We start from the raw sequence: 14,767 nt of genomic DNA on the forward strand, positions 1-14,767 counted from the left end.
TGACAAGAGTCTACCTTACTATGTTAATGTTTTATAGTACGAACCTGTCCATATCGTCATTGTATCATGTATATATTGGGTTTACAATGTATCATTTCACATAATAATAGGTATAAATTAAGGCATTATAACTAAAAATTATAAGAAAAAAGGATACTACATGCTAAGTAGTATCCTTTTAGTATTAATAGTTATCGTTTTAAATAAATTCTAGGAGAATGCAGTCTATACAAAATTATATAGAATATTTATTCTGTAATACCTCTTGCTGACGTTCTTCCGTAAAGAATATCTCCTCTAAACATAACCCTTGGGCTGGCGCCGTTTTGCCTATAACACGACGATCATTAGCAGCCAAATAGCCCTTAATATCCTCCACCTTGCGTCTTCCAAGGCCTACATCGACGAGAAGCCCTGCAATATTGCGAACCATGTGGTATAAGAACCCATCTCCCACTACAGAAATGGTAACATGAGAGCCTTCTGCCTCTACATGAATTCCTATAATTGTTTTTACCGGATCAGCGGGCGTTGAATTCGTCCCCTTTAAGGTTGTAAAGTCATGGGTGCCTAATAATTCATTGCCTGCAGCTTGCATGAGGTCGATATTAAGAGGCTTCTTAACATGCCAATGGTATCGTTTTGTCAAAGGATTGGCAATGAGCTGATTATGAATGGTATATACATATTCCTTACCATATATATTCCATCGAGGCTTCCAATCAAGAGGAATTTCCACGGCTTCAAGAACGACTATATCCTTTGGGATATGCGCAATCATAGCGCGAGGAATATTTTCTACCGGTATAGATCCAGATGTTTGGAATGTACAGACTTGAAACTTCGCATGTACCCCTGCATCCGTACGAGAAGCACCGTAGATTTGAATAGGCTCATTACAGATTTTTGATAAGCCATATTCTAAACAACCTTGTACGGTTAAGCCCTTATCATCAGGTTGTTTTTGATAGCCCGCTAAATCGGTGCCATCATAAGCAACTATAATCCGTATATTCCTCATAGATCAAGCCACCATAAAACGATGAGTACGATGGTAACCAAAATGACAGCTCCTACGCCGATATAATCTACATAGGTAACTTGTAGTTCTTTCATGCGCGTACGGTTTACACCACCTCGATAGCAACGCGCTTCCATAGCAATAGCCAGTTCATCAGCACGTCTAAATGCACTGATGAATAAAGGAACCAATAAAGGTACCATATTTTTTGCCCGTTGAATGATAGACCCGGTTACAAAGTCTGCACCACGAGCAGATTGAGCTTTCATAATACGATCTGTTTCATCCAATAAAGTAGGAATGAAACGCAATGCAATGGTCATCATCATAGCCAATTCATGGGCAGGTACGCCAATACAACGGAATGGGTTTAGCAAATGCTCAATACCATCGGTCAAACGAATTGGTGATGTCGTATAGGTCAATAGGGATGAGAACAAGATTAAAAAGATTAATCGTGCTGCCATTTGTAGACCCATAGCTAAGCCTTGATCTGTAATATTAATAATGCCCCATTGGAAAAGTGAATTACCTGGGGTCGTAAAGATATGAATACCCATAGTAAATACGATGATAATCCAAAGTGGTTTAATAGCTGACCACATCAAGCGTAATGGCAATCTTGATAACAACATAGCAAAGATGGTAAATGCCCCTACCAAGCCATACGCAAGAGGAGAATTTGCTAGGAAAATAGCTACCACAAAGATAGTTGTAGCAATAATCTTGGCACGAGGATCCATGCGATGCAAGAAGGAGTTTCCTGGGAAGTATTGCCCAATAGTAATGTTATTTAACATGGCTACCTCCTTCTAGAATGGCTTGTACTGCATCATCTACAGATAATACACGATTAGATACATCTAAGCCTTGTTCACGCAAATATTCCATAGTTACAGACACTGGTGGTACGTCTACACCAACAGCTTGCAATGCATCTCGATGATTATTAAAGATATCCATCGGTTCCCCATCGAGAACGATACGACCTTTATCGAGTACCACGAGGCGAGATGCCATGCGAGAAATATCCTCCATGTTATGTGATACAAGGATTACAGTAATGCCCTTTTCTTTATGAAGTCGAATGATCTCTTCAAAGATTTCTTCACGACCAAATGGGTCGAGGCCTGCAGATGGCTCATCAAGAACTAGGAAATCTGGATTCATAGCCACTACACCAGCGATGGCAACACGGCGCATTTGTCCACCAGATAGATGAAATGGAGAGCGCTCCGCGTAGGTGTCGTAATCAAGACCTACAAATTTCATTGCCTCCCGTACCCGTTCATCTACTTCATCAGCACTGAGGCCTAAGTTTTTAGGGCCAAAGGCAATATCTTCAGCAATAGTTTCTTCAAATAACTGATGTTCTGGGTATTGAAAAACCATGCCTACCTTATGGCGCATCTTTTTAGCTTCCTCCGTAGAAGCACTAATATCTACACCATTAACGGTAACCGTTCCTGTTGTAGGGTGTAATAAGCCATTTAAATGTTGTACAAAGGTAGATTTACCAGAGCCGGTATGACCAATGATGCCTAAAAACTCACCGTTTTCAACAGTAAGAGATACACCGTGAAGGGCTGTCTTTTCAAATGGAGTACCTACACCATAGGTATAAGTAATATTATCTAATACAATCGCCATTAGTGTGTGCCCTCCCCTCTTACTGCATTTACATCTTCATTGGTAGGAGAACTTATAGTGTTAGCCCCTACATTATGATTATCTAGTAGTTGGTCAGCTAATTTAGAATGTTTAAGACCTACAGCTAATTCTTCATTATTGATGATACTTTTACCGACCTCATAACCTTTTTCATTTAATTTAAAAGCAATTTCAGATGCAACTGGAACATCGAGGCCAAGGCCTTTTAAGGTATCTACATGACTGAAGATTTCACGAGGAGTGCCATCATGTAATTTCACACCATTTTTCATAACTACCACACGATCAGCTGTGACAGCTTCCTCCATAAAGTGTGTAATGTACACGATAGTGATACCTTCTTCTTTATTGAGTTTATGAACTGTCTCTAATACCTCACGACGACCTTTTGGATCGAGCATAGCCGTTGGTTCGTCAAGAACGATACAATCAGGTTTCATGGCAAGTACGCCAGCAATAGCAATACGTTGCTTTTGACCACCAGACAACAAATGAGGACCATGCTCTCTATATTCAGTCATATTAACAGCCTCTAATGCTGCATCGACACGTTTTCTAATTTCAGCACTAGGAATTCCAAGATTTTCTGGACCAAAGGCAACATCTTCTTCTACGACAGCTGCCACTATTTGGTTATCCGGATTTTGGAACACCATACCTACATGTTGGCGTATATCCCAAATATGTTCTTCATCACGCGTATCATAGCCACATACATTGATATAACCTTCACTAGGTTGTAATAACACGTTGAAATGCTTGGCTAGTGTACTTTTACCACTACCATTAGTACCGATAATACAAACAAACTCACCACGCTTGATGGATAAACTCACATCATTTAGTGCATGTACATCATTGCCATTTTCATCAGTATAAATATGACTCATATGATTGACCTCAATCATAATGTCCTTTTCATTCATGGATAACCTCATATCTTTCTAGTCAATTTCGTTTCTATGAAAGTAAACCCCTTTGCGGTTAACAATACATATTCAATATTTACGATAACTGCTAACATATTACGATATTATACTAATCGATTGTACCATAAAATTGACAATAAAAAAACGGTGCTGCAACATAAGTTACAACACCGTATGAGTTTGATTAAACTAACTCGATAATAGCCAAAGGTGCAGCGTCACCTTTGCGAAGACCAGTTTTGATTACACGAGTGTAACCACCTTGACGGTCTGCATATTTTGGAGCAATTGTATCAAACAATTTTTTTACTACGCTTTCATCCATGAGGTATGCAAGAACTTGGCGACGTGCATGAAGATCACCACGTTTAGCCAAAGTTACCATTTGATCAGCTAAAGAGCGAAGTTCTTTCGCTTTAGCTTCTGTAGTTTCAATACGCTCATATTGGAAGAAAGATGTTAACATGCTACGGAACAACGCTTTACGAGCGGAGCTGTCGCGGCCTAATTTTCTGTACATTCGTCTTCCTCCTTATTCGCCTTTTTGTTTAAGGTGAAAACCACCTGGATGATTGTTGAGTTTTTCCTCAATTTCATCGATGGATTTTTTACCTAAATTGCGAACTTTTCCTAAGTCATCAATGGTTTTGTCTAGCAAATCTGCAATTGTATTAATGCCAGCACGTTTCAAGCAGTTATACGCACGAACAGAGAGTTCCAACTCATCGATGGAAATCTTTGCTGGGCCGTCATCTACAGCTGGTTCTTCATTATCGGAACCTACTGGATCAACAACGATACCGCCTTCACCTGTGTTTACATCTACAACATCTGCAGAGTGCGCTAATTTAGTGAAGTTCCCTAAATAACCAATCATAATGGCAGCAGATTTTGCTACTGCATCAGCAGCAGTAATGGAACCATCAGTCCAAACTTCTAATGTAAGTTTGTCAAAGTCCATTTCATTGCCTACACGAACATCACTCACTTCGTATTTGGCACGAAGAATTGGAGAGAAGATGGAATCGATTGGAATACAACCGATTACATCTGTATCTTTTTTATTCTTCGTGGAAGGAACGTAACCTTTGCCACGTTCGATTACTACGTCCATTACGAGATGAGCTGTCTCATCCATTGTCGCAATCACTAGTTCAGGATTCAATACTTCTACTTCTGGTGGGAATTGTTCAGCCAAGTCAGCAGCTGTCAATACGCCGTCCTTTTGGAAGTCAAAATGAACTTCCAAAGGTAATTGAACATCTTCTTCAACTTTAATGCACAATTGCTTTAAGTTAAGGATGATATCCGTAACGTCTTCGCGAATACCAGGAATAGTAGAGAACTCATGAAGAACTCCATCAATTTTGATAGAGGTGATAGCTGCCCCATCCAAGGATGAAAGCAAAATTCTGCGTAAGCTATTACCGAGAGTGATACCATAGCCACGGTCTAATGGTTCACATACAAACTTACCATAGCGACCGCCTTCGGCGATGTCCACTTTCTCGATTTTAAGTTTCTTTTCTTCGCTCATCAGGAACATCCTCCTATACAACACACGTTCATAGTTTAATTATAGCACCGTATCAAATCGGCCGCTATTAATTATACACGACGGCGTTTTGGAGGGCGACAACCATTGTGAGGAATTGGAGTTACGTCTTTAATGGAAGTAACTTCAAGACCTGCAGCTTGTAAAGCACGGATTGCAGCTTCACGGCCGGATCCAGGACCTTTTACGAATACTTCAACAGTGCGAAGACCATGTTCCATTGCAGCTTTAGCAGCTTGTTCAGCAGCCATTTGAGCAGCGAATGGAGTGGATTTACGGGAACCACGGAAGCCCAAGCCACCAGCGGAAGCCCAAGACAACGCATTACCGTTTGTATCTGTCAAAGTTACGATAGTGTTATTGAATGTAGAACGAATATGAGCCGCACCGGATTCAATATGTTTCTTTTCTTTTCTTTTAGTTCTAACAACTTTTTTAGCCACGCTTTATCCCTCCTTTATCTTATTTCTTTTTACCAGCAATTGCTTTTCTAGGACCTTTGCGAGTACGTGCATTCGTTTTAGTACGTTGACCACGAAGTGGTAAACCCATACGATGACGTTTGCCTCGATAGGAGTTGATTTCAATTAAGCGTTTAATGTTAAGAGCTTCTTCACGACGAAGGTCACCTTCAACTTTGTAATCAGCATCTAACAATTCACGGATTTTCGCTACTTCATCTTCAGAAAGATCACGAACACGTGTGTCAGGATTGATGCCAGTTTTAGCAATGATTTCAGATGCTAAAGTTGGACCAATACCATAAATATAAGTTAAACCAATTTCCACTCGTTTATCACGAGGTAAATCTACACCGGCGATACGTGCCATCTAATCATCCACCTCCTATCAGATTATCCTTGTTTTTGTTTATGTTTTGGATTTTCGCAAATAACCATTACACGGCCTTTGCGTTTAATGATTTTACATTTTTCGCATATCTTTTTAACTGATGGTTGAACCTTCATTAGTACCTCCTTTGTGGACCCTATGCTTATTTGAAGCGATAGGTGATGCGACCACGATTTAAGTCATACGGTGTCAGTTCCATAGTAACTTTATCACCAGGAAGAATACGGATAAAATTCATACGCATTTTACCTGACACATGAGCCAATACGATATGACCATTTTCCAATTCAACTTGGAACATGGCATTCGGTAAAGCCTCAACTACCGTACCTTCCACCTCAATAACGTCTTCTTTTGACATATCTTTTCCTCCGGTTACCTGTTTTATTTAATTAACCGCGGTTCATCACGCATGGTTAATATTTCAGGGCCGTTTTCTGTAACAACCACTGTATGTTCGAAATGAGCAGCAGGTTTACCATCTACGGTAACTGCTGTCCAGTCATCCCCTAATACACGAACACGATGCGTACCTAGAGTAATCATCGGTTCGATACACAATACCATACCAGGTTTCATAAGAGGTCCTTGATCAGGACTACCATAGTTTGGTATTTGCGGATCTTCATGCATTTCGCGGCCTAAACCATGACCTACGAAGTCGCGAACGACACCGTAACCATGTTTCTCACAATACGTTTGAACAGCATGACCGATAGCACCGATACGGTTGCCAACTTTCACTTGTTCAATTCCCTTGAACAGACTTTCTTCTGTAACTTTTAACAATTTCATCACATCTGGTTTGACGTGACCGATAGGAATCGTCACAGCCGAATCGCCGTGATATCCATCAATAGCTGATACAAGATCAATACTGAGGACATCACCGTTTTTAAGCTTACGCTTAGCGCTCGGAATACCATGAACAACTTCATCATTGATAGAAGCACAGATTGTAGCAGGGAATCCATAGTACCCTTTACAACTTGGTATACCACCGTGGCTGCGAATATATTCTTCGGCAATTGTATCTAACTCAAGCGTCGTGATGCCAGGTTTAGCCTTTTCTACTAACAAGGACAACGTGTCTGCTGTAAGCTTACTTGCCTTGCGGATACATTCAATTTCATGGGGCGATTTCAAAATAATCATGGATTATTTCTCCAAAGCCTTAATGATGTCAGCAAATACTGCGTCTACATCTTGTAAACCATTAATTTCTTCATATAAACCGCTATTGCGATAGTAGTCGATTAATGGTTTAGTAGATTCTTCGTACACAGCTAGACGTTTCTGTACTGTTTCAGGGTTATCATCAGCACGATTTTCTAGAACAGCTCGTTCGCTAATACGTTTAACTAATTCCTCGGAAGGAACGTTTAAGTTAAGTACAGCGTCCAAAGAAATTCCTAATTCTTTAAGGATTGCATCCAAGGATACAGCTTGCGCTGTAGTTCTTGGGAATCCATCAAGAATAAATCCAGATTTGCAGTCATCTTTCACCAAGCGATCACGTACGATACCAACAGTTACACTGTCTGGTACCAATTGACCAGCATCGATGTATTTCTTAGCCTCAACTCCAAGAGGTGTTTCGTTCTTAATCGCAGCGCGGAACATATCACCTGTTGAAATTTGGGGAATACCGTATTTTTCAATAAGTCGAGCTGCCTGAGTGCCTTTACCAGCACCAGGAGGTCCCATTAATAGAATATACATATTGTTTCCCTCCTATTTCACAAAGCCTTTATAGTGGCGTGTTACCATGAGCGACTCAATTTGTTGCATTGTATCAAGCGCTACACCTACAACGATGAGGAGAGCCGTACCACCAAAGTATACGCCTTGGACGCCGGTAATGCTACCGAGGAAATTCGGTATAATAGCAACGACAGCTAAGAATACAGCGCCAGCCAAAGTGATCTTGGTCATCACGTTATCCACATAATCAGCAGTTGGTTTACCCGCACGAATACCTGGGATAAAACCACCGTATTTTTTCATATTATCTGCCATATCTGTAATGTTGATAGAGATTGCAGTATAGAAATACGTAAAGATAAAAATCAATAATGCATACAATGCCGTTTGTAACGGCGTACCCCATGTAAAGAGATCCGCAGCTTTATGAACATATTCATTATCAATAAATTGCGCAATCGTCACAGGGAACATCAACACAGATGACGCAAAGATAATTGGGATTACACCTGCCTGATTAACTTTCAACGGCAAGAATGTAGAGTGACCACCGTACATTTTACGACCTACTACGCGTTTAGCATATTGAATCGGAATACGACGTTGGCCTTGTGTAACTGCAACTACGACAGCAATCATCGCAAGAGCAATTACAGCAAATAAGAATGCTTGGAACATATTGATTGTTCCGTTTTGGATATATTGATAAATAGTTTCTAAACCATCAGGTAATCGAGCTACGATACCAGCAAAGATGATCAAGGAAATACCATTACCTATACCATATGCTGTGATTTGTTCACCAATCCACATCAACAAGCATGTGCCTGCTGTTAGGATGATGGCCACAACGAATACACTAAGGAAATCATTATTTACCAAAGCGTTGTTTGCTCTAAGAGCAAATGCCATGCCTGCGGCTTGTACAAAGCCGAGAACTACGGTGCCATAACGAGTTACCTTCGCTATTTTCTTACGCCCGTCTTCACCATCTTTACTCCATGCTTCAAACTGAGGAACCACAGCCTGAAGTAGTTGCATGATGATGGAAGCATTGATGTAAGGTGTAATACTCATCGCAAAGATAGAGAACTTACTAAGCGCACCACCAGCAAACAAGTCTAATAGACCGAATAGGTTACCGGATGTAAACAAGGATTCGATAACAGATGCATCAACACCTGGAACAGGAATGTGAATACCAGCTCTAAAGATAGCAAACATCATTAATGTATAAAGAATCTTATTACGTAGTTCGGTAATCTTAAAGATGTTCGAGAGGCTATCTAGCACCCTAGATCACCTCTACTTTTCCGCCTGCTGCTGTAATTTTTTCTTCAGCAGATTTAGTGAAGCCATTAGCGATAACAGTTAAGTTTTTAGTTTCCAATGTACCGTTACCTAAAATACGAATGCCATCGCGTACATTTTTCAAAATGCCAGCTTCAATAAGAGCTACTGGATCAACTGTTGCACCGTCTTCAAAACGGTTCAATTGTTCTACGTTAACTTCAGCATATTGTTTAGCAAAAACGTTGTTGAAACCACGTTTTGGTAAACGACGATAAAGAGGCATTTGGCCGCCTTCAAAACCGGAGCGAACGCCACCGCCAGAACGGGAGTTTTGACCTTTTTGACCACGACCAGATGTTTTACCCAAGCCAGAACCTAAACCACGGCCTACACGAGTACGAGCTTTTTTGGAACCAGCAGCTGGTTGTAATTCATGAAGTTTCATTCAGTGCACCTCCTTATCAGTATTAAACTTCTTCAACTTTTACTAAATGTCTAACTTTGTGAAGCATACCTTCGATTTGAGGTGTTACTTCTTTTACAACTTGAGAATTAGTTTTTTTCAAGCCCAAAGCTTTAACTGTCGCGCGTTGATCTTCAGGACGACCGATTAAGCTTCTTGTTAATGTTACTTTAACTTGTGCCATTTCTTGTCTCCTTATTACGCGTTATAGATTTCTTCAACGGTTTTACCACGAAGTTCTGCAACTTCGCTAGCGCGTTTCAAATCTTTCAAACCTTCGATTGTAGCGCGAACCATATTGTTAGGGTTAGAAGAGCCCAAAGATTTAGTCAAGATGTTACGAACACCTACTAATTCCAATACGGCACGAACAGGGCCACCAGCGATAACGCCAGTACCTTCAGCAGCTGGTTTCAAGAATACGCGGCCTGCGCCGAATACGCCTGTTACGCTGTGAGGGATTGTACCATTTTTAATTGCTACGTTTACAATATTTTTCTTAGCATCATCGATACCTTTGCGAATTGCTTCTGGTACTTCCGCTGCTTTACCTAAGCCAACGCCTACATAACCGTTGCCATCACCAACAACTACAAGAGCGCTGAAGGAAAAACGACGACCGCCTTTAACTACTTTGGCTACGCGGTTGATGAATACTACTCTTTCTTTAAGATCAAGACTGGTGTAGTCAATTCTCGCCATGTCTATAGTTCCTCCTTCTTAGAATTTTAAGCCTGCTTCACGAGCACCTTCTGCAAGGGCTGCTACGCGGCCGTGGTAAATGTAACCACCACGGTCAAACACTACTGTGTCAATGCCTTTAGCGATAGCTTTTTTAGCAACTGCTTCACCAACAGCTTTAGCAGCAGCTACGTTACCACCATAGGACAAGTTCAAATCTTTATCTAAAGAGCTAGCAGCTACCAAAGTTGTACCTGCTACGTCATCGATAACTTGAGCATAGATGTTGCCTAAAGAACGGAATACGTTCAAACGTGGGCAAGTTGCCGTACCAGAGATGTGACGGCGAATACGAAGATGACGTTTTGCTCGAGCGATGTTTCTACTAGATTTACGAGGCAAGATATTCACTCCTTTCATTCATATAGATGATATTACTATTTACCTTTTGCACCAGCTTTACCAGCTTTACGACGAACAACTTCGCCTTCATAGCGGATACCTTTACCTTTGTAAGGTTCTGGTTTTCTCCATTTACGGATATCAGCTGCTACTGCGCCTACAACTTCTTTGTCTGCACCAGAAACAACGATTTTGTTAGGAGCTGGAACTTCAATTGTAATACCAGCTGGAGCTTCCATTTCTACTGGATGAGAGAAGCCAAGTGTAAGAGCTAATTTATTGCCTTGTTTAGCCGCTCTGTAACCAACACCGTTGATTTCAAGAGTTTTTGTGAATCCTTCAGATACGCCTGTTACCATATTAGCAACAAGAGCGCGAGTCAAACCGTGAAGGGAACGATGAGCTTTATTGTCAGAAGGACGAGCTACTGTAATTGTGTTACCTTCAACAGTGATATTCATATCTGGATGCAAATCGCGAGATAATTCACCTTTAGGACCTTTTACGTTCATATGATGGTTATCATATGTAACAGTAACGCCTGCAGGGATCTCGATAGGCATTCTACCGATACGTGACATTATTTCTACCTCCTATTGCTACTATTACCAAACGTATGCGATTACTTCGCCACCAAGACCTTCTTTACGAGCTTGTTTGTCGCTCATAACGCCTTTGGATGTAGAAATAACTGCGATACCCAAACCACCAAGTACACGAGGAAGTTCTTCCTTTTTCGCGTAAACACGTAAACCAGGTTTGGAAATACGTTTAATTCCTGTAATAACTTTTTCGTTATTGGAACCATATTTCAAAGTTACTTTTAAAGTGTTTTCTTCTTTTTCTACGTTCTTTACGAAACCTTCTTGTAAAAGGATGTCAAGAACAGCTGCTTTCATTCTAGATGCAGGAATGTTTACCGTTTCATGAAGTGCAGCATTTGCATTACGGATGCGCGTAAGCATATCCGCGATAGGATCGGTCATTACCATAATCTAAAAACCTCCTCTCGTCTAATATTACCAGCTGGCTTTTTTAACACCAGGAATTTGTCCTTTGTACGCCAATTCACGGAACGCAATACGGCTGATACCGAATTTGCGCATATAGCCGTGAGGACGACCAGTTAAGTTGCAACGGTTGTGTAAGCGTGTTGGGGATGCATTTGCTGGTAATTTGGACAAGCCTTCATAATCACCTGCTGCTTTTAACGCTGCACGTTTAGCTGCATATTTTTCAACGATTTTAGCGCGTTTCTTTTCGCGTTCAATCATAGATTTTTTAGCCATCTATATGTTCCTCCTATTATTTTTCAAAAGGCATACCGAATTGAGTCAACAATTCACGAGCTTCTTCATCTGTTTTAGCAGTTGTTACTACGATGATATCCATACCAGTAACACGTTCTACTTGATCATATTCGATCTCAGGGAAGATGAGCTGTTCTTTAAGACCCAAAGCGTAGTTACCACGGCCATCAAATGCTGTTGCGCTGATACCGCGGAAGTCACGTACACGAGGTAATGCCGCATTGATCAATTTGTCGAGGAATTCATACATGCGTTCGCCACGAAGAGTAACTTTTGTACCCAACGCCATACCTTCACGAACTTTGAAGTTCGCAATGGATTTTTTAGCTTTTGTGATTACAGGTTTTTGACCAGCGATGATAGTCAAATCATTAACTGCTGCTTCCAATGCTTTTGCATTGCCTACTGCATCACCAACGCCGATGTTGATAACGATTTTTTCCAATTTAGGGATTTCCATAACGTTGCCGTATTGGAATTTTTCTTGCAAACTCTTTTTAATTTCAGAGTTGTATTGTTCAAATAAACGAGACATTTATTTAGCTCCTCCTTTCCTGATTATTTAAGTACTGTACCAGATTTAACTGTAGCGCGAACGAATTTACCGTCTTTGCCTTCAACTTTTTTGATACGAGTAGCTGTTTTAGTTTCTGGGTCAACAACCATTACGTTAGAAACATGGATACCAGCTTCTTTAGTAACGATGCCGCCTTGTGGGTTAGCTTGAGAAGGTTTTGTGTGACGTTTTACAGTGTTAACGCCTTCAACAAATACGCGTTCTTTTTTAGGTTCAGTAGCAATTACTGTACCTTGCTTACCTTTATCTTTACCGGAGATAACAACAACTGTATCGCCTTTTTTGATTTGTAGTTTAGCCATATGCTGCGTTCCTCCTTCTTATAATACTTCTGGAGCCAAGGAAACAATTTTCATGAAGTCTTTTTCACGAAGTTCTCTTGCTACAGGTCCGAAAATACGAGTACCACGAGGGGTTTTATCGTCTTTAATTACTACTGCTGCGTTTTCATCAAAACGGATATAGGAACCGTCTTGACGGCGGATACCTTTTTTAGAACGAACAATAACAGCTTTGACTACGTCGCCTTTCTTGACAACGCCACCGGGTGATGCATCTTTTACAGAAGCAACGATTACGTCACCGATATTGCCGAATTTGCGATAAGAACCGCCCATGACTTGGATACACATAATACGTTTTGCACCAGTGTTGTCGGCAACATTCAAAATTGTTTGTTGCTGGATCATCGTCTATTCCTCCTTACATCACTCTTATTTTTGTCTTTCAAGAATTTCAACAACTCTCCAACATTTATCTTTAGAAAGTGGACGAGTTTCTACAATTTTAACTGTATCGCCAATTTGGCACTCATTGTTTTCATCATGAGCTTTGAAGCGTTTAGTGCTAACCATTGGCTTGTTATATAATGCGTGAGGTACTTTACGTTCTACAGCAACAACAACAGTTTTATTCATTTTGTCGCTAACAACTTTACCTACGCGGACTTTACGTACGTTTCTTTCTTCTGCCACGATTTTAAGCCTCCTTTTCAACCTTTAACAAATCTGTTATTATGCGTTTTCAGATTTAAGTTCAACTTCACGTTGTACAGTTTTAATACGAGCGATTGTCTTCTTAACTTCACGAATGCGCATAGGATTTTCTAATTGACCTGTTGCAAGCTGAAAACGGAGGTTAAATAACTCTTCCTTAAGACCGGAAACTTTTTGTTCCATTTCGGCAGCGCTCATATTGCGAATGTCATTAACCTTCATTTACGTCACCACCCAATTCTTTACCCTTAACAACAAATTTGCATTTGATTGGAAGTTTATGGCTTGCAAGACGCATAGCTTCACGAGCTGTAGCTTCTGGCACACCGTCCATTTCAAACATTACACGACCTGGTTTAACTACTGCTACCCAGTATTCAGGAGAACCTTTACCGGAACCCATACGAGTACCAGCTGGTTTAGCTGTGATTGGTTTGTCAGGGAAAATTTTAATCCATACTTTACCACCACGTTTGATATAACGAGTCATAGCAATACGGGCAGCTTCGATTTGACGGTTAGTGATCCAAGATGGTTCGCATGCTACCAAGCCGAACTCACCATGAGACACTGTATTACCGCGCATAGCACGACCTTTCATACGGCCGCGGAATTGCTTACGATGTTTTACGCGCTTTGGAATAAGCATTACTTGCCACCTTCTTCCTTCTTAGCAGGTTGTTTTGCTTCTGGCAAAACTTCACCTTTGTAAATCCATACTTTAATGCCGATACAACCATATGTTGTATGAGCTTCAGCAGTACCGTAGTCGATGTCTGCACGAAGTGTATGCAAAGGAATAGAACCTTCACGGTAGGATTCGCTACGAGCGATTTCAGCGCCGCCAAGACGACCGCTTACCATGATTTTAATACCTTTTGCACCTAAGCGCATTGTACGACCTACAGCTTGTTTCATTGCACGACGGAAACCAATACGGCGTTCCAATTGGCTAGCAATGTTTTCTGCAACCAAGATTGCATCCATGTCTGCTTGTTTAATTTCTGCGATGTTAACGTCCACTTGTTTGTCAGTGAAACGAGTCATTGCTTTTTTGATATCTTCGATACCAGCACCACCACGACCGATAACCATACCTGGTTTTGCAGTGTGGATAGTCAATTTAATACGTTTATTTGTACGCTCGATTTCAATGCGGGAAATACCAGCAATGAAAAGGGTTTCTTTCAAGAAGTTACGAATTTTTACGTCTTCATGAAGATTAGCAGCGAAATCTTTATCTGCATACCATTTTGCGTCCCAATCTTTTACGATACCGACACGCAAACCGTGTGGATTAACTTTTTGACCCAC

Annotated in this window: 27 protein-coding genes; all 27 read right to left on the reverse strand. The window is 40.8% G+C overall.

What is annotated here, in order from left to right:
- Positions 1–235 precede the first annotated feature (235 nt).
- The 27 genes from truA to rpsC all read right to left on the reverse strand — a co-directional run bounded on the left by truA (position 236) and on the right by rpsC (position 14,767).
- Complete coding sequence (gene truA / locus VCHSUH04_RS00505) at positions 236–1,021, reverse strand: tRNA pseudouridine(38-40) synthase TruA (protein ID WP_105084917.1); 786 nt, start codon at positions 1,019–1,021, stop codon at positions 236–238.
- A complete protein-coding gene (locus VCHSUH04_RS00510; RefSeq protein ID WP_105084918.1) occupies positions 1,018–1,821 on the reverse strand; it encodes an energy-coupling factor transporter transmembrane protein EcfT in 804 nt (267 codons plus the stop codon). The genes truA and VCHSUH04_RS00510 overlap by 4 nt, the downstream gene beginning before the upstream one ends.
- Complete coding sequence (locus tag VCHSUH04_RS00515) at positions 1,811–2,671, reverse strand: energy-coupling factor transporter ATPase (RefSeq protein WP_024064705.1); 861 nt, start codon at positions 2,669–2,671, stop codon at positions 1,811–1,813. The genes VCHSUH04_RS00510 and VCHSUH04_RS00515 overlap by 11 nt, the downstream gene beginning before the upstream one ends.
- Complete coding sequence (locus VCHSUH04_RS00520; RefSeq protein ID WP_105084919.1) at positions 2,671–3,618, reverse strand: energy-coupling factor transporter ATPase; 948 nt, start codon at positions 3,616–3,618, stop codon at positions 2,671–2,673. Before VCHSUH04_RS00520 ends, VCHSUH04_RS00515 begins: the two co-directional genes overlap by 1 nt.
- A 187-nt stretch (positions 3,619–3,805) precedes the next feature.
- Positions 3,806–4,141, reverse strand: coding sequence for a 50S ribosomal protein L17 (gene rplQ, locus VCHSUH04_RS00525; RefSeq protein ID WP_004695155.1), 336 nt, complete (start codon positions 4,139–4,141; stop codon positions 3,806–3,808).
- Between the two features lie 12 nt (positions 4,142–4,153).
- Positions 4,154–5,158, reverse strand: coding sequence for a DNA-directed RNA polymerase subunit alpha (locus tag VCHSUH04_RS00530; RefSeq protein ID WP_105084920.1), 1,005 nt, complete (start codon positions 5,156–5,158; stop codon positions 4,154–4,156).
- Between the two features lie 71 nt (positions 5,159–5,229).
- Entirely contained in the window at positions 5,230–5,619 is a 390-nt protein-coding gene (rpsK, locus tag VCHSUH04_RS00535; protein WP_004695151.1) for a 30S ribosomal protein S11, read from the reverse strand.
- Positions 5,620–5,638: 19 nt separating this feature from the next.
- Positions 5,639–6,007 carry a 30S ribosomal protein S13 gene (gene rpsM, locus VCHSUH04_RS00540; protein WP_004695149.1) on the reverse strand — a complete coding sequence of 123 codons (369 nt, stop codon included), beginning with the start codon at positions 6,005–6,007 and terminating at the stop codon, positions 5,639–5,641.
- A 23-nt stretch (positions 6,008–6,030) separates the two neighbouring features.
- On the reverse strand, positions 6,031–6,144 hold the full coding sequence (gene rpmJ, locus VCHSUH04_RS00545; RefSeq protein ID WP_004695148.1) for a 50S ribosomal protein L36: 114 nt from the start codon (positions 6,142–6,144) through the stop codon (positions 6,031–6,033).
- Between the two features lie 26 nt (positions 6,145–6,170).
- Positions 6,171–6,389 carry a translation initiation factor IF-1 gene (gene infA / locus VCHSUH04_RS00550; RefSeq protein WP_004695147.1) on the reverse strand — a complete coding sequence of 73 codons (219 nt, stop codon included), beginning with the start codon at positions 6,387–6,389 and terminating at the stop codon, positions 6,171–6,173.
- 23 nt (positions 6,390–6,412) lie between these two features.
- Positions 6,413–7,183 carry a type I methionyl aminopeptidase gene (gene map, locus VCHSUH04_RS00555; RefSeq protein ID WP_105084921.1) on the reverse strand — a complete coding sequence of 257 codons (771 nt, stop codon included), beginning with the start codon at positions 7,181–7,183 and terminating at the stop codon, positions 6,413–6,415.
- Between the two features lie 3 nt (positions 7,184–7,186).
- Positions 7,187–7,750: an adenylate kinase gene (locus VCHSUH04_RS00560; RefSeq protein WP_005385513.1), complete on the reverse strand. Its 564-nt coding sequence runs from the start codon at positions 7,748–7,750 to the stop codon at positions 7,187–7,189.
- Between the two features lie 12 nt (positions 7,751–7,762).
- Positions 7,763–9,025, reverse strand: a complete 1,263-nt coding sequence (gene secY, locus VCHSUH04_RS00565; RefSeq protein ID WP_105084922.1) for a preprotein translocase subunit SecY — start codon at positions 9,023–9,025, stop codon at positions 7,763–7,765.
- A gap of 1 nt (position 9,026) precedes the next feature.
- Positions 9,027–9,470, reverse strand: a complete 444-nt coding sequence (gene rplO / locus VCHSUH04_RS00570) for a 50S ribosomal protein L15 (RefSeq protein WP_060923780.1) — start codon at positions 9,468–9,470, stop codon at positions 9,027–9,029.
- Between the two features lie 22 nt (positions 9,471–9,492).
- On the reverse strand, positions 9,493–9,672 hold the full coding sequence (gene rpmD, locus VCHSUH04_RS00575) for a 50S ribosomal protein L30 (protein ID WP_004695138.1): 180 nt from the start codon (positions 9,670–9,672) through the stop codon (positions 9,493–9,495).
- 14 nt (positions 9,673–9,686) lie between these two features.
- Complete coding sequence (rpsE, locus tag VCHSUH04_RS00580; protein ID WP_004695136.1) at positions 9,687–10,190, reverse strand: 30S ribosomal protein S5; 504 nt, start codon at positions 10,188–10,190, stop codon at positions 9,687–9,689.
- 18 nt (positions 10,191–10,208) lie between these two features.
- On the reverse strand, positions 10,209–10,589 hold the full coding sequence (rplR, locus tag VCHSUH04_RS00585; RefSeq protein WP_050781715.1) for a 50S ribosomal protein L18: 381 nt from the start codon (positions 10,587–10,589) through the stop codon (positions 10,209–10,211).
- 17 nt (positions 10,590–10,606) lie between these two features.
- Positions 10,607–11,152 (reverse strand): 50S ribosomal protein L6, encoded by a 546-nt coding sequence (rplF, locus tag VCHSUH04_RS00590; RefSeq protein WP_039968986.1) that lies wholly within the window; start codon positions 11,150–11,152, stop codon positions 10,607–10,609.
- A gap of 24 nt (positions 11,153–11,176) precedes the next feature.
- Entirely contained in the window at positions 11,177–11,563 is a 387-nt protein-coding gene (gene rpsH, locus VCHSUH04_RS00595) for a 30S ribosomal protein S8 (RefSeq protein ID WP_004695128.1), read from the reverse strand.
- 27 nt (positions 11,564–11,590) lie between these two features.
- Positions 11,591–11,860 (reverse strand): 30S ribosomal protein S14, encoded by a 270-nt coding sequence (gene rpsN, locus VCHSUH04_RS00600; protein WP_005377140.1) that lies wholly within the window; start codon positions 11,858–11,860, stop codon positions 11,591–11,593.
- Between the two features lie 16 nt (positions 11,861–11,876).
- Complete coding sequence (rplE, locus tag VCHSUH04_RS00605; RefSeq protein ID WP_024065152.1) at positions 11,877–12,416, reverse strand: 50S ribosomal protein L5; 540 nt, start codon at positions 12,414–12,416, stop codon at positions 11,877–11,879.
- A gap of 23 nt (positions 12,417–12,439) precedes the next feature.
- Entirely contained in the window at positions 12,440–12,760 is a 321-nt protein-coding gene (rplX, locus tag VCHSUH04_RS00610) for a 50S ribosomal protein L24 (RefSeq protein ID WP_004695118.1), read from the reverse strand.
- An 18-nt stretch (positions 12,761–12,778) separates the two neighbouring features.
- On the reverse strand, positions 12,779–13,147 hold the full coding sequence (rplN, locus tag VCHSUH04_RS00615; RefSeq protein ID WP_004695117.1) for a 50S ribosomal protein L14: 369 nt from the start codon (positions 13,145–13,147) through the stop codon (positions 12,779–12,781).
- Positions 13,148–13,171: 24 nt separating this feature from the next.
- A complete protein-coding gene (gene rpsQ / locus VCHSUH04_RS00620) occupies positions 13,172–13,432 on the reverse strand; it encodes a 30S ribosomal protein S17 (protein ID WP_005385504.1) in 261 nt (86 codons plus the stop codon).
- A 39-nt stretch (positions 13,433–13,471) separates the two neighbouring features.
- Positions 13,472–13,675, reverse strand: coding sequence for a 50S ribosomal protein L29 (rpmC, locus tag VCHSUH04_RS00625; protein ID WP_004695115.1), 204 nt, complete (start codon positions 13,673–13,675; stop codon positions 13,472–13,474).
- Positions 13,665–14,102: a 50S ribosomal protein L16 gene (rplP, locus tag VCHSUH04_RS00630; RefSeq protein ID WP_004695114.1), complete on the reverse strand. Its 438-nt coding sequence runs from the start codon at positions 14,100–14,102 to the stop codon at positions 13,665–13,667. Before rplP ends, rpmC begins: the two co-directional genes overlap by 11 nt.
- Positions 14,102–14,767, reverse strand: a complete 666-nt coding sequence (gene rpsC, locus VCHSUH04_RS00635; protein WP_105084923.1) for a 30S ribosomal protein S3 — start codon at positions 14,765–14,767, stop codon at positions 14,102–14,104. Before rpsC ends, rplP begins: the two co-directional genes overlap by 1 nt.

The sequence above is a fragment of the Veillonella sp. T14073-2 genome, assembly GCF_002959875.1.
In the GTDB taxonomy this organism is placed as follows: domain Bacteria; phylum Bacillota; class Negativicutes; order Veillonellales; family Veillonellaceae; genus Veillonella; species Veillonella infantium.

What these genes read in the sequence shown, in the direction of transcription:
- truA (WP_105084917.1), bottom strand. Translation starts at nt 1,021, where the DNA reads ATGAGGAATATACGGATTATAGTTGCTTATGATGGCACCGATTTAGCG.
- VCHSUH04_RS00510 (WP_105084918.1), bottom strand. Translation starts at nt 1,821, where the DNA reads ATGTTAAATAACATTACTATTGGGCAATACTTCCCAGGAAACTCCTTC.
- VCHSUH04_RS00515 (WP_024064705.1), bottom strand. Translation starts at nt 2,671, where the DNA reads ATGGCGATTGTATTAGATAATATTACTTATACCTATGGTGTAGGTACT.
- VCHSUH04_RS00520 (WP_105084919.1), bottom strand. Translation starts at nt 3,618, where the DNA reads ATGAATGAAAAGGACATTATGATTGAGGTCAATCATATGAGTCATATT.
- rplQ (WP_004695155.1), bottom strand. Translation starts at nt 4,141, where the DNA reads ATGTACAGAAAATTAGGCCGCGACAGCTCCGCTCGTAAAGCGTTGTTC.
- VCHSUH04_RS00530 (WP_105084920.1), bottom strand. Translation starts at nt 5,158, where the DNA reads ATGAGCGAAGAAAAGAAACTTAAAATCGAGAAAGTGGACATCGCCGAA.
- rpsM (WP_004695149.1), bottom strand. Translation starts at nt 6,007, where the DNA reads ATGGCACGTATCGCCGGTGTAGATTTACCTCGTGATAAACGAGTGGAA.
- rpmJ (WP_004695148.1), bottom strand. Translation starts at nt 6,144, where the DNA reads ATGAAGGTTCAACCATCAGTTAAAAAGATATGCGAAAAATGTAAAATC.
- infA (WP_004695147.1), bottom strand. Translation starts at nt 6,389, where the DNA reads ATGTCAAAAGAAGACGTTATTGAGGTGGAAGGTACGGTAGTTGAGGCT.
- map (WP_105084921.1), bottom strand. Translation starts at nt 7,183, where the DNA reads ATGATTATTTTGAAATCGCCCCATGAAATTGAATGTATCCGCAAGGCA.
- VCHSUH04_RS00560 (WP_005385513.1), bottom strand. Translation starts at nt 7,750, where the DNA reads ATGTATATTCTATTAATGGGACCTCCTGGTGCTGGTAAAGGCACTCAG.
- rplO (WP_060923780.1), bottom strand. Translation starts at nt 9,470, where the DNA reads ATGAAACTTCATGAATTACAACCAGCTGCTGGTTCCAAAAAAGCTCGT.
- rpmD (WP_004695138.1), bottom strand. Translation starts at nt 9,672, where the DNA reads ATGGCACAAGTTAAAGTAACATTAACAAGAAGCTTAATCGGTCGTCCT.
- rpsE (WP_004695136.1), bottom strand. Translation starts at nt 10,190, where the DNA reads ATGGCGAGAATTGACTACACCAGTCTTGATCTTAAAGAAAGAGTAGTA.
- rplR (WP_050781715.1), bottom strand. Translation starts at nt 10,589, where the DNA reads ATGAAAGGAGTGAATATCTTGCCTCGTAAATCTAGTAGAAACATCGCT.
- rplF (WP_039968986.1), bottom strand. Translation starts at nt 11,152, where the DNA reads ATGTCACGTATCGGTAGAATGCCTATCGAGATCCCTGCAGGCGTTACT.
- rpsH (WP_004695128.1), bottom strand. Translation starts at nt 11,563, where the DNA reads ATGGTAATGACCGATCCTATCGCGGATATGCTTACGCGCATCCGTAAT.
- rpsN (WP_005377140.1), bottom strand. Translation starts at nt 11,860, where the DNA reads ATGGCTAAAAAATCTATGATTGAACGCGAAAAGAAACGCGCTAAAATC.
- rplE (WP_024065152.1), bottom strand. Translation starts at nt 12,416, where the DNA reads ATGTCTCGTTTATTTGAACAATACAACTCTGAAATTAAAAAGAGTTTG.
- rplX (WP_004695118.1), bottom strand. Translation starts at nt 12,760, where the DNA reads ATGGCTAAACTACAAATCAAAAAAGGCGATACAGTTGTTGTTATCTCC.
- rplN (WP_004695117.1), bottom strand. Translation starts at nt 13,147, where the DNA reads ATGATCCAGCAACAAACAATTTTGAATGTTGCCGACAACACTGGTGCA.
- rpmC (WP_004695115.1), bottom strand. Translation starts at nt 13,675, where the DNA reads ATGAAGGTTAATGACATTCGCAATATGAGCGCTGCCGAAATGGAACAA.
- rplP (WP_004695114.1), bottom strand. Translation starts at nt 14,102, where the DNA reads ATGCTTATTCCAAAGCGCGTAAAACATCGTAAGCAATTCCGCGGCCGT.